Raw genomic sequence first — 13188 nt, forward strand, 5'->3', positions numbered from 1 at the left:
AAGGGAGCTTGTGCCTGTCTTCGCTATAATAACTAAGCTACTACCGTCTTTTGCAATCATCTTTGTCATTGCATGGAAGCACCGCTTACAGGGGAAATCTTTCTTTTCGGTATTTGCCAAAACCACCGCCAGATGGCGGAAGCGTGGCTTGAAAGTAGCAATTGTTAAACTTGGAGATATGTACCAGGAACTGGGTTACTCACATTATCCTGATTGGTTATCGCCTCAAAAACGAGGTAGAAAAGTGTTATTTATTGATACTTGCTTTCCGGTTACATCCAGAGATGCAGCCAGTGCAGCTGCAGTAAATGAGATAAAACTGTTTCAGGCTTTGAATTATGAGGTGACATTCCTGGCATTGGACGATCACTTGATCAATACCCAGTCCCAGCGTTTTTTTAATCAAGCTGGTGTCCGGGCAGAAGCCTTCAGGGACGTTAACGAGGCAATAACCTGGTTAAAATTACATGCCAATCAATATTCTTTCTTTTTTGTCACCCGCTTCCATGTGTTAGAACGAACTTCGCAAGCACTGAGATTTTGGGCCCCACACGCCAGAATTATCCTGAACCTGGCTGACCTTCACTATCTGCGGGAAAGCAGACTCATGGCGAGCAGTGGCCAGAGTCATGAACAAGTACAAATGATCAAACAGCGGGAACTACAACAGATCAGACAAGCCGATAAAGTACTTTCTTATAGTGAGCATGAACTTGATATTCTGATTCATCAGGAACAAATCAATCCCTCTAGCCTGTCTCTATGCCCCTGGGTTAAAGAATCGGAAACCTGCAATATCCAAATGGATCAACGTGCAGATATCATGTTTTTAGGCAACTTTGGTCATGCACCCAATAAAGAGGGTCTGTCATGGTTTATTGAGAGAATATGGCCGAAGGTTCGTCTAAAGCTACCCGATGTCCATCTGCTTATCTGCGGGGCAAAATCAGACTCACTGAACGAACAATGGGCTATGATCGATGGCATCCGAATTATGGGGTGGATAGAAGACCTCACCCCTGTTTATCAATCAGCCAGGGTATTCGTTGCGCCGTTATGCAGCGGGGCCGGCGTAAAAGGCAAAGTGATCGATGCATTGGCCCACGGCCTGCCAACAGTGATGACAACTATTGCTGCAGAAGGTATTCCTGTGGTGAACACACAGGAAGCATTTATAACGGATAATGAACATGAATGGGTTGAATATCTGACAGATCTTTACAGCAACCGCTTGATATGGAATAAGATGTCTGCTTCATCCTGCCAATTTGTGAGCGCTCACTATCATTGGCAAAGAGGTCTGGATCAATTAAAAAACATTCTGGATGACGTATCCGAAAAAACGGTTAAGGAACAATAACAGCAGTGAAAACCGCGATAATCGCAATTATCAAAAATGAAGCAGATTGCCTGCTGGAATGGATCGCTTATCACTTGGTCATAGGAATCGATCATTTTGTTATTGCCAATAATGACAGCACCGATGAGAGCGCGAATATACTAAAAAAACTGACAAAGCTGGGTATCGTCACCACAGTGGATTTCCCCACCCGTTGGAATGTAAAACCACAATTACCTGCTTATCGAAAGCTTCTCAGTATCTGCCCGGAGTGGGTTGACTTGGTAGCGATCATTGATGCTGACGAATACATTACATTAATGGATGAGGATCAGACCATCCAGCCCTTGATCAATCGCTTATTTGCCAATCCAGATACCGCTGCTGTAGCCATGCAATGGGCCTGCTTTGGCTCTGCCGGTCAATTATTCCGCGAAGAAGGCATGGTCATCGAGCGCTTTAATCGCCAATCAGACCCTAAATTCACTGCTAACCTGAACTATAAAACGATTGCTCGCAAAGAGGCGGTTTCCAACTTTAATAATCCTCATTTTGTTAGCCTGTTGTCCGGCCAATACGTGAATACACGCGGCGAACCCCTCAACAGTAAAAAAGAAGGCGTTGCTCAACAATTGGTGTGGGACCATTTGCGGGTTAATCATTACGTCACAAAGTCACTAGAAGAATTTATTCTGGGCAAATCCAAACGTGGTAGTGCAGTTAAACGAGGCAAAATCAAGCATAAGCAGTACTTCCTGAGCCATGACCGCAATGAAATACCCTGGTCTTATCCCCCCGAACTCATCAAGCGAGTGGCCCAAAAGAAAGACGAACTTGAAGAATACTGCCAGTCAATAAGTAGCAATGTCTTGACTGGCTACAAGCGGCTGATGAAGCAGACAAAAAAAATTCTTTACTCGACAAGCAAGAGCAGTAAGTCTCTTGAAAAACATGGCATATTTAAATGGCATCTGGATTCTCCATCCGAAGAGAATGGTCTACATCGCACTCTAACTAGCTGGATGATTAAAGGATGGTTGCAAACAACAAACTCCGATACCACAGTAAGGATAGTTTTAATCACTCCTGATCAGCAAGAATGTGCAACAGCCCTTACAATTGATCGCGATGATGTTGTCAAAGTAATGCAGAACAACGGCATGAAGTCTCCTCAACGCCGCTGTGGTTTTACAGTGGAACTACCGGGTCGATATAACAAAGTTGATATATATGCAGAAGTAAATACCACTCGTGTCTTTTTGAGAACAGTCATACTTGGCCCGCATCCAAATGTGGGGCAGTCTAGCTATTAACACAATGCCAGAGGAACTACGCCCAAACTTGCCAAAACACAATCATCATATACCTACCCGGTTGGCTTTGGATATTGCAACAGAATCAATTTCATCTGGATGGATACTACTAAAAGCTAAAATCCTAACGAACGGCGCAGAGATTGAAGCCAAATTGATTCCTGCCACACAACATCAATCCCATGAGATCGATTTACCTGTCAGCCTGAAAGGCAATCTCGTGGAGCTTGTCCAATTACCTGCCGACACAAAACAATTGTGGATTCAGGTATCCGGAAAATCAGATAACGTTCAAATAACCGAGTTAACACTCAAAAAAGTAAGACTGCCAGAACGAATTATTCGACGCTGGATTCGCATTATCCCAATTATTCACAAGCAGCCTAGACTCAGGCTTTATAGGGCAGGATTCCGTTGGTATACAGTCATATTTCAGCCTCTCAAAGCCTATGAACTATCTGGTGGTTTTCGGGCATTTCATCCCAAAATTCCGTATAAAAAATGGATGCAACGGTTTGATCGACTTAGCGCATGGAATCTTTTCAGAATTACCCGGACAATAAATAAATGGAAAAATTCGCTAACACTATCAATTATTTATCCTGGTAAAACACCATCAGAGATATTTTACTCCAGCTTGGATAAGCAGCTATATAAGCATTTTATCCATCTGAATTATTCTGACTGGCAAAACTCTGAATCCAAAAAGGGCTGGGCTATTTTTACCCAACAGAACGTTCGGCTACAGACTTATGCATTATTTTATCTGGCAAACGAAATACATTCTCATCCAGACTGCATGTTACTGTATTCAGACCACGACCAACTAAACGAACAAGGAAATCGTGTTAACCCCTTTTTTAAACCACAATGGTCCCCGGAATTCTTATTAGCTCACAATTACCTTGGCGGTCTGCTAGCAGTCAATACTGATCTACTGCCTGAAGAAGTCTGGAACTCACACCCAAAGTCGATCTATGAAATCGCTCTGGCATGCCTGCCTTATACAGCGCCTTATAAGCATAATGGTCACAAGGTTCTACGTATTCCGGCTGTCTTATATCACCAGCAACAGCCATCTCCAGAAGAACAGGTTAACGATACTGAAGCACTGCACCAATTTCTGAAAAACCATGAAATCAGTGCCCAGGTTACACCCCACCCACAAGGTTTTAATCAAGTTATTTATACTCCGGTTGGCAAGCCACTGGTCAGCATCATTGTGCCAACCAGAGATGCTCTGCACCATCTCAAGCTATGTGTGGAGAGTGTGTTAAGCCAGACAACTTACACACACTACGAGTTGCTGATTATCGATAACCAAAGCGAAGATCCGGAAACGCTTGCATATTTTGAGACGATCAGTCAGCAGGACCATATTCGGGTAATTCCTTACCCCCATCCATTCAACTATTCAGCCATCAATAACATTGCTGCCCAACATGCCAGGGGCGATTTACTTTGTCTGCTCAATAACGATACGGAAGTGATTACCCCGGAATGGCTGGAAGTTATGATCGGGCAACTGCAGCAACCCAATGTGGGGGTTGTAGGTATTAAGTTGTTGTTCGATGACCGTACGGTACAACATGCGGGCGACGCTGTTGGTCCCGGTGGTTGTGCAGATCACTACTTCAGTCACTACGAAGAAGATGAGCCCGGCTATATGGGCCGAGCCATCATGGCTCAGGATCTGTCAGCAGTCACCGCTGCGTGCATGCTGACCCACACATCGTTGTATCGGGAACTGGGTGGGTTGGATGAGCAAAACCTGGCGGTTGCGTTTAATGATGTTGATTACTGCTTAAGAGTGCGCGAGGCTGGCAGGCGGGTTGTGTTTACGCCTTACGCCAAGATGTTTCACCATGAATCGGTATCCCGTGGTAAAGATGACAGCCCTGAGAAAAAGGCCCGCTCAAAACGTGAAGCCGACTATATGAGACGGCGTTGGCAGCATGTCATGGATGATGATCCGTATTATAATCCGAATTTGAATTATACTCGTCCGGATTTCAATCTCAGCCATGCTCCAATGGTTGATAAACCTTGGTTAAAGTAAACCTATGATGATAAGTGATGGCGACAGGTTCTTTATTGTTGAAGAGCGTCCCAACCCGTCAACCGACCTTTATTTGCTGCCTAAATTGTTTGCCCACGGCATTGACCCCATTAAAACCAGTTTTGATAACCTGCCCACTCCCAAGCAAATTACCGGAGCCAGTATTATTCTGGTTCGCTATATTTCTAAAAAGTGGAAGACGTTTATCACCCAGCACCGGGCATTGATCAAAGACGTCATTCTGTTTATGGACGATGATCTGTTTGATGTTGCCGGCTCACATAGCATTCCGCTTCGATATCGCTGGAAAATTGTTCGCCTGACAGCCAGCCGGCAAGGCTGGTTAAGAGCAATGGATGCGAAACTCTGGCTTTCTACACCTCATCTGCTGAATAAGTATGCGGACTGGCAGCCTGAACATGTCTATCCCCGGGCCATTGCCCGCAAGCGCGAAGTGATTCAGGTCTTTTATCATGGTTCTGCCAGCCATCAGAGGGAAATACATTGGCTGTATGAAATTATCAAAGCCGTTTTACTTGAAAACCCTGCTCTGTCTTTCGAGATCATCGGCGGACAAAATGTCTATAAGCTATATAGGGACCTGCCCAGAACCACGATTCTGCATCCGATGCCCTGGCAAACCTATAAGACATTACTCTGCCAACCAGGCCGCCAGATCGGTTTGGCTCCCTTGATGGATATTCCTTTCAATCACGCCCGTTCATACACCAAGTTTTTTGACATCACCCAGACTGGAGCGGTCGGTATTTATGCAAAAGACTCTCAATATGCCGAAGTCATTGAAGACCATCAAAATGGCATTCTGCTGGATATGGACAAAGACGCCTGGATAGAAGCGATTCTGGAGTTAGCGGGAATGCCGGAACAAAGAGAGGCTATGCATCAACAGGCGCTCAAAACAGTGGCTGACGTGGTACAGCACGAGGTATAGGTACTGCATTTCAGCTGCCGGTTAGCTTAAACGCCCATAAAAAAGGGACACAGAACATGCTGCGTCCCTGGATTCAGCCTAAGGGCTTCAGATATACCCACGCTCACGCAGGTAATCAATCACCATATCCGCACTTTCTTCAGGTGTTGAAGTGGTAGTATCGAGTTGGCATTCGGCCGTTTCTGGTGGCTCATAAGGCGAGTCGATACCGGTAAAGTTCTTCAACTCACCACGACGCGCCTTCTTGTAGAGTCCTTTAACGTCCCGCTGTTCGGCAATACTGAGCGGAGTATCGATAAAGATCTCGACAAATTCCCCGTCTTCTACCATTTCCCTAGCCATCCGGCGTTCAGACCGGAACGGCGAAATAAATGCCGTGATGACAATCAGCCCGGCATCCACCATAAGTTTGGCCACTTCGGCAATACGGCGGATATTTTCAACCCGATCACCATCGGTAAAGCCGAGGTCTTTGTTCAAACCATGACGCACATTATCGCCATCCAGTAGGTAAGTATGGTGCCCCATTGTGAACAGTTTTTTCTCCACCAGATTGGCAACGGTGGATTTTCCCGCCCCGGATAATCCGGTCAGCCACAGAATACAGGGCTTTTGATGCTTGAGCTGCGAACGGCCTTCCTTATTTACGTCCACGTGCTGCATGGTAATGTTCTGGCTACGGCGAAGTGCAAAATTCACCAGACCAGCTCCCATGGTATTGTTGGAAATACGGTCAATCAGAATAAAACCACCGGTATCCTGATTCTCGGAATACGGATCAAACGCAATGGTCTGATCGAGACTGATGGTGCAAACACCGATCCCGTTAAGTTCAAGTTTCTTAGCAGCAATGTGTTCCATGGTATTCACATTGACCTGATACTTAATATCCGTCAGCGATGCAGATACGGTTTTGGTACCTATTTTCATCAAATAGGTCCGGCCCGGTAACATAGGTTCTTCATGCATCCAGATCACGGTGGTTTCAAACTGCTTGGCAACCGCTGCCGGCTCTTGTGCAGCCACGATAAGATCCCCACGGGAAATATCGATTTCGTCGTTCAGGGTCAGAGTAATGGATTGTCCTGCCTGGGCACTTTCAAGATCGCCACCACGAGTCACAATACGGGCAACAGTGCTTTCTTTTCCGGATGGCAGAACCCGGATTTTATCACCAGGATGGATGGTTCCGCCTCCGATCTGCCCGGAAAAACCGCGAAAATCAAGATTGGGTCGATTCACCCACTGTACCGGCATGCGAAATGGCTTATGTTTCAAGCGCTCTTCATCAATCTCAACGGTTTCCAGGTATCCCATCAAGGTAGTGCCGTGATACCAGGGCATATTGATGCTGGGTTCAATAATATTATCGCCCTTGAACGCCGACATCGGGATAAATGTGACATCTTCAATACCCAACTGCTTGGCAAAATCGCGGTAATCCTCGACGATCTGGTCAAACACTTTTTCGGAATAATCCACCAGGTCCATTTTGTTAATGGCCACAACAATATGACGTATACCGATCAGGTGAGTCAGATAACTATGTCGACGGGTCTGAGTCAGTATACCCTTGCGGGCATCGACCATTAGAATGGCAACATCGGCAGTGGACGCGCCAGTCACCATATTCCGGGTATATTGTTCATGCCCTGGAGTATCGGCAACGATGAACTTCCGCTTATCTGTAGAGAAAAACCGATAGGCGACATCAATAGTAATTCCTTGCTCCCGCTCAGCTGCCAGACCGTCAACCAGTAAGGCAAAATCTATACTGTCTCCCTGAGTACCGAATTTTTTTGAATCGGACTCAACTGCAGCGAGTTGGTCTTCAAACAACATTTTGGATTCAAACAGCAGACGGCCAATGAGAGTACTTTTACCGTCGTCCACGCTGCCGCAGGTGATAAAACGCAGCAAGCTCTTGTGCTCGTGATTTTTAAGATATTGGGCAATATCCGTTGCGATCAGATCAGATACATGTGCCATTAGAAATAACCCTCCTGCTTTTTCTTTTCCATCGATGCGGCCGAGTCATGGTCTATTACCCGTCCCTGGCGTTCAGATGTTTTGGTTAACAGCATTTCCTGAATAATAGCCGGCAAGGTATCTGCCTCTGATTCGACTGCGCCGGTCAGGGGATAACACCCCAAGGTGCGAAACCGGACTTTTTTCATCATCGGTACTTCACCATCGCGCAACGGCATACGTTCATCATCCACCATGATCAGCACACCGTCGCGTTCTACAACCGGACGTTCAGCAGAATAATACAGTGGCACAATTGGCACATTTTCAAGATAGATATACTGCCAGATATCCAGTTCAGTCCAGTTCGATAATGGAAACACCCGGATGGATTCACCCTTGTGTTTACGGGCATTGTACTGCTTCCAGATTTCCGGGCGCTGGCTTTTGGGATCCCAGCGATGGTCTGCCGTCCGAAATGAAAAAATCCGCTCCTTGGCACGGGATTTTTCTTCATCCCGGCGTGCGCCACCAAAGGCCGCATCAAAGCCATATTTGTTCAGTGCCTGTTTAAGGGCTTCGGTTTTCATGATGTCCGTATGAATGGCCGATCCATGAGTAAACGGATTTATGTCTTTTTCAATACCTTCAGGATTAACGTAGGTGAGTAATTCCAGCCCCAGATCCTGAACCATTTTGTCACGGAACTCATACATTTCCCGAAACTTCCAACGGGTATCCACATGCAGCAGCGGAAACGGAGGAAGAGAGGGGTAAAATGCTTTCATCGCAATGTGCAGCATGACTGCACTATCCTTGCCGATGGAGTAGAGCATAACCGGGTTTTCAGTCTCGGCCACGACTTCCCGCATGATCTGGATACTTTCCGCTTCCAGACGTTCAAGGTGTGTTAAAGGCATATCCGTCCCCTTGGATTGACAATTATTAGCTTTGTGAATGGTTTCCGGCGGCGTTTTACGATCAATACCACCTGCTTGCAAATTCAATTCTCCGTGGGGAATCAAACAGACATTTTGCTGCTGGTTTACCCACGCTCTCAGTTCCTGATAACGCTGCAAAAACGGGCTCTTGACGATCAACATCATCCCTTCGGGACAATCATCCAGAACTGCCGACGCAACCTTAATTATGGACGTTTCACCCAACGGCGCATCTGAATGCAACCATTGCACCCGGTTTTTCAGATCCTTCAGATATACTTGGTAGCCTGTCGAAGCGCCATGCTCATAACTGAAGTTCCTGACCCCGCAGATAAAGACCGCCGGTTTTTGACGCTTTTCAGGATAAACGCCCTGCTGTTTGCACCACTGTTGTGCAGCCTGCCGACTGACAATAAATGTCTCATCCGGCGGGATGAATCCACACTCTTTTAGATACCGGCCAATCGTCTTAGCCGATGCCTGTTCCTGATAGTTTTCTGCCAGCCAACGCTGAACAGCCTCAATGCTCCACAATCCATTAACCGGAGCGGAGATATGAATAAGCTTCTTAATGACTCCGCCAAGGTGAAGCTTCTTCAGTCCTTTAGTACCTGAGGGGCGCCCCCGTGGCAGCATTTCAAGAGCTTTCCAACCACCAGCCAGAAATTTCTTATAAGCAGCAATAATCGTCGGGTGACTCAGGCCGGTCTGCTGTTGAATATCGTTGAGGCTTTTTTTCTGCAACCTCAACATCACAGCCTGCTTTCGCAGATGTTCCTGCTGTTTTAGTCCGCCCTCCTGCACGTCCATCGATTATCCACTCTAAATTGACCGTTGAGATGTTAGGGACAACTCTTTACTATCGCAATCACTTTTTATTAAACATTTTTTGTCCCGAATGTATTTGCAGTGATTTATCACAGACAGTTTGTCATTGCTTCAGCGGCAAAGACCTTTTTATACGAGATTAAATCATGGGGTATGAAGCCTATCTGACCTTAGCCGTGGTTGCCGGCGTACTCATCGCGCTGGTCAGTAGTCGCCTGGCAACCGATGTCATTCTCATGGCAGCTATGGCGACACTGGTCATCACCGGTATTTTGACGCCTGCTGAAGGGTTGGCCGGGTTTTCCAACCCAGGTGTCATGACCATCGCCACGCTGTACATTGTTGCCGCTGGTCTTAAGGAGACTGGTGCCATTCAGTGGATTGCCGGACGACTGCTGGGGCAACCCAAGAATGCTCGCCACGGCATCATGAAGGTCATTATCCCAACCGCAATGATGAGTGCGTTCATGAACAATACGGCTGTCGTGGCGATGTTCATTCCCTCGATCCAGGAATGGTCCCGACGGTCAAATATTCCCACCTCAAAGCTGCTGATCCCCCTTAGTTATGCCGCCATTCTGGGTGGTACCTGCACACTAATCGGGACCAGCACCAACCTCGTCATCGATGGACTGCTGCAATCGACTCTGGATATCCAGCTAACCATGTTTTCGCTGGCCTGGCTGGGTATTCCACTATTACTGATTGGCGGTGTTTTTTTGTTTTTCTTTGCTGATCGGCTGCTGCCAGACCGGAACGGTGGAATTGATCGGCTTGGTAATGTCCGCGAATACAGTGTGGACGTTCACATTGACGAAAACGGACCGCTCTGTGGCAAGACCATTGAGGAAGCCGGTTTACGGAGCCTGAGTTATGGTTATCTGGTGGAAATTCACCGCAATGACCGTTTATTACTGGCCGTTTCTCCCGATACTCAGCTACTGGCCGGCGATGAATTGGTGTTTGTAGGGGCCCCGGAGTGCGCACGTGAACTCAGAAGCATTCACGGCCTGAAACCAGCTAACGGCGATGTCGACAAGCTAAAACTGGCCAACCACGAGCGTGTTTTGGTCGAAGCAGTGATAGGCCCTGAGTTTTTTGGCCTGGACCAAACCATTAAAGAGTCCAGATTCCGGACCCGCTTTCAGGCAGCCATTTTGTCGGTCTCCCGTAACGGCAACCGTATTGAAGGTAAGATCGGAGATATCCAATTGCAGGTTGGTGACACACTACTGTTGGAAACCGGTCAGGACTTTGTTGGTCAATACCGCTCTCGCCGCGACTTTCTATTGGTCAGCGCCATCAACGATTCAACACCGCCCTCATTCCATAAAGCTCCTATTGCCTTGTACATACTGCTGGCCATGGTCATTGCCAGCGCCAGTGGCCTGCTCAGTATTTTACAGTCCGCTTTCATCGCGGCTGGGTTGATGCTGGCGACCCACTGTATTTCCATTACCAAGGCACGCAGAAATATTGACCTGACGGTCATTACGGTTATTGCCGCTTCCTTTTCCCTCGGAGCCGCCATGACCAAAACCGGTGTGGCGGCCACTATTGCAAGCTGGTTGCTCATCAATGACTCTATCCCGCCTTGGGCAGTATTGGCCATGGTGTATTTGCTCACGGCGGTTTTTACTGAAATTATTACCAACAATGCGGCGGCAATTCTGATGTTTCCAATTGCCGTCTCACTGGCCGAACAATTGCAAGTCAGTTACATGCCCTTTGTCATTGCAGTCATGTTTGCCGCTTCAGCCAGTTTTGTCATTCCCCTTGGCTATCAAACCAATCTAATGGTCATGGGACCCGGGGGCTATAAAACATCGGACTTTGTCACCATCGGTTTGCCCATGAGCATCGTGGTCGCTACAACGTCCATATTTCTCATCCCAATGATTTGGGCTTTTTAAACGATCAGGAACAGTATGATGGAATTTACGACTGACAGTATTCTCAAGCTGGCGAAGGCCGCCGGTGACGCCATTATGGACATTTATGAAAAGGACTTTGCCGTTTATGACAAATCCGACAGCAGCCCTCTGACTGAAGCAGACCTGGCATCTCATCACCTGATTGTGGATGGCCTCAAAACACTTACACCGGATATTCCGGTGTTATCAGAAGAATCAGGGGATACAGTTAAGTCCGAGCGACTGGACTGGACTCGCTACTGGCTGATTGATCCGCTGGATGGCACGAAGGAATTCATCAAAAAAAATGGCGAATTCACCGTCAATATCGCCCTCATTGAGAATGGCCAGCCGGTGTTTGGTGTGGTGTACGCACCGGCTCTCGATACTTACTACTGGGGCGAACAGAACAAAGGGGCCTACAAGCAGGTTGGGCAACAAGCAGCGCAAACCATTCAGGTGGCCGATGTGCCTGCACAAGCTACTGGCTGGCGGGTTGTGGGCAGTCGCTCACATCAGTCTGATGAGTTCAAAGCGTTCATGCAGCGCCTGCCAGATGCAGATATCGTTGCCATGGGCAGTTCACTGAAATTATGCCTGGTTGCAGAAGGGAAAGCCGATTTATACCCGCGCTTGGGGTTAACCAGCGAATGGGATACTGCCGCGGCCCATGCGGTGGTTTTGGCAGCCGGGGGGCAAGTGCTGGAAGCTGATTCCTTGAAGCCGCTGATCTATAACAGCCGGCCAGACACATTACTCAATCCATTTTTTATTGTCTGCGCATCCACCAGCCCTATCTGGTGCCAATAACCCCTCTCAACCAGGGAAGCGGATGATATAACTCATCCGCTCATCGTAGAAATCAGGAAGCTTTCGCCGGCAAATCAAACCAGAGAGCCTCAACCCCCTGATCCCCGGCACGCAAATGCTGTTGCCGATCGCTTTTCAACCCAAATGCATCACCGGCTTTAACCGTCAGTCGATCGGTGATTGCGGCACCATTGATCACATGCAGGTATCCAAAACGAGATCCGGTTTCCAGCTGATATTCTTCTCCGGGTTCAAGTACCAATCGATAAATCGCGGCATCCTGATGGATGTGCAATGAACCATCCTGCCCGTCAGGTGTAACCAGGGCAGTCAACTTGCCGGTTTGGCGGATACTGGCCTGTTCGTAACTTGGCAAAATCCCCTGTACGTTGGGCAGTAGCCATATTTGCAGAAATTTCAGTGAATCCGTCTCAGACGGATTATATTCTGAATGGGTGATCCCGGTTCCGGCACTCATCCTTTGTACTTCACCTGCCGGGATCACGTAATGATTCCCGGTACTGTCTTTATGCTCGATATTACCTTCCAGCACGTAGGAAATAATTTCCATATCCTGGTGACCATGGGGAGAAAAACCTGCCCCGGGTGAAACAGTATCATCGTTAATGACCCGCAAAACCGAAAATCCCATATGCCTGGGATCGTAGTAACTGCCAAAAGAAAAACTGTGTTTGCTGTCGAGCCAGCCAAAATTCGCCTGACCACGCTCACCGGCCAGTCTGATGTAATCCATAACCGCCTCCGAATTTGTCATTTGTTAAGATGACCACTACTGTAGTGATCACAGATACTCATGAAAATCGAAGAATTCAGGTTGTGTCATTCAATTATTTAGAACATCAGCGAGCCCGTCATTTTACCTGATGGACAAAGTATCGACGCTTTACAACAGCGCATTGGATATCCCATATTCTTTCCATGATCAGAGGAAGATAAGATAAATGAATATGGGAAAAATGTTGGTCTGCCCCTTATTCGAACACTCGCGAGCCAAGCCTGATCACGCGAGCAAAACTCCGCGTTCACAATAGTCGTCAAAGTTCA

General features: G+C 47.4%; 9 protein-coding genes. 6 read left to right on the forward strand and 3 right to left on the reverse strand.

The window, feature by feature from the left end; all coding sequences use genetic code 11:
* Positions 1–148 precede the first annotated feature (148 nt).
* Genes ACQY6I_RS19080 through ACQY6I_RS19095 form a run of 4 tightly spaced genes read left to right on the forward strand, consistent with a single transcriptional unit; the run spans position 149 to position 5663 of the window.
* Positions 149–1360, forward strand: coding sequence for a glycosyltransferase (locus ACQY6I_RS19080; RefSeq protein WP_428243100.1), 1212 nt, complete (start codon positions 149–151; stop codon positions 1358–1360).
* 5 nt (positions 1361–1365) lie between these two features.
* The gene (locus ACQY6I_RS19085) at positions 1366–2652 is read left to right on the forward strand and encodes a glycosyltransferase family 2 protein (protein ID WP_428243101.1); all 1287 of its coding nucleotides are present in this window, start codon (positions 1366–1368) and stop codon (positions 2650–2652) included.
* A gap of 28 nt (positions 2653–2680) precedes the next feature.
* Positions 2681–4711, forward strand: a complete 2031-nt coding sequence (locus tag ACQY6I_RS19090) for a glycosyltransferase family 2 protein (RefSeq protein WP_428243102.1) — start codon at positions 2681–2683, stop codon at positions 4709–4711.
* A gap of 4 nt (positions 4712–4715) precedes the next feature.
* A complete protein-coding gene (locus ACQY6I_RS19095; protein WP_428243103.1) occupies positions 4716–5663 on the forward strand; it encodes a glycosyltransferase family 1 protein in 948 nt (315 codons plus the stop codon).
* An 87-nt stretch (positions 5664–5750) separates the two neighbouring features.
* Here the strand turns inward: ACQY6I_RS19095 and cysN are convergent, their stop codons facing one another.
* A complete protein-coding gene (cysN, locus tag ACQY6I_RS19100) occupies positions 5751–7652 on the reverse strand; it encodes a sulfate adenylyltransferase subunit CysN (protein WP_428243104.1) in 1902 nt (633 codons plus the stop codon).
* Complete coding sequence (gene cysD / locus ACQY6I_RS19105; RefSeq protein ID WP_428243137.1) at positions 7652–8590, reverse strand: sulfate adenylyltransferase subunit CysD; 939 nt, start codon at positions 8588–8590, stop codon at positions 7652–7654. The genes cysN and cysD overlap by 1 nt, the downstream gene beginning before the upstream one ends.
* A gap of 956 nt (positions 8591–9546) precedes the next feature.
* Here cysD and ACQY6I_RS19110 point away from each other — a divergent pair.
* Positions 9547–11313, forward strand: coding sequence for an SLC13 family permease (locus tag ACQY6I_RS19110; protein ID WP_428243105.1), 1767 nt, complete (start codon positions 9547–9549; stop codon positions 11311–11313).
* Between the two features lie 15 nt (positions 11314–11328).
* Complete coding sequence (gene cysQ / locus ACQY6I_RS19115) at positions 11329–12123, forward strand: 3'(2'),5'-bisphosphate nucleotidase CysQ (RefSeq protein ID WP_428243106.1); 795 nt, start codon at positions 11329–11331, stop codon at positions 12121–12123.
* 52 nt (positions 12124–12175) lie between these two features.
* On the opposite strand, the gene ACQY6I_RS19120 is transcribed toward cysQ, so the two are convergent.
* A complete protein-coding gene (locus ACQY6I_RS19120) occupies positions 12176–12877 on the reverse strand; it encodes a pirin family protein (RefSeq protein ID WP_428243107.1) in 702 nt (233 codons plus the stop codon).
* Positions 12878–13188: the final 311 nt, after the last annotated feature.

It is taken from the genome of Gynuella sp. (assembly GCF_050297175.1).
GTDB lineage: Bacteria > Pseudomonadota > Gammaproteobacteria > Pseudomonadales > Natronospirillaceae > Gynuella.

Excerpts from the sequence above, each read along its gene's own strand:
- ACQY6I_RS19095 (WP_428243103.1), top strand. The coding sequence starts at position 4,716 with ATGATGATAAGTGATGGCGACAGGTTCTTTATTGTTGAAGAGCGTCCC.
- cysN (WP_428243104.1), bottom strand. The coding sequence starts at position 7,652 with ATGGCACATGTATCTGATCTGATCGCAACGGATATTGCCCAATATCTT.
- ACQY6I_RS19110 (WP_428243105.1), top strand. The coding sequence starts at position 9,547 with ATGGGGTATGAAGCCTATCTGACCTTAGCCGTGGTTGCCGGCGTACTC.
- cysQ (WP_428243106.1), top strand. The coding sequence starts at position 11,329 with ATGATGGAATTTACGACTGACAGTATTCTCAAGCTGGCGAAGGCCGCC.
- ACQY6I_RS19120 (WP_428243107.1), bottom strand. The coding sequence starts at position 12,877 with ATGGATTACATCAGACTGGCCGGTGAGCGTGGTCAGGCGAATTTTGGC.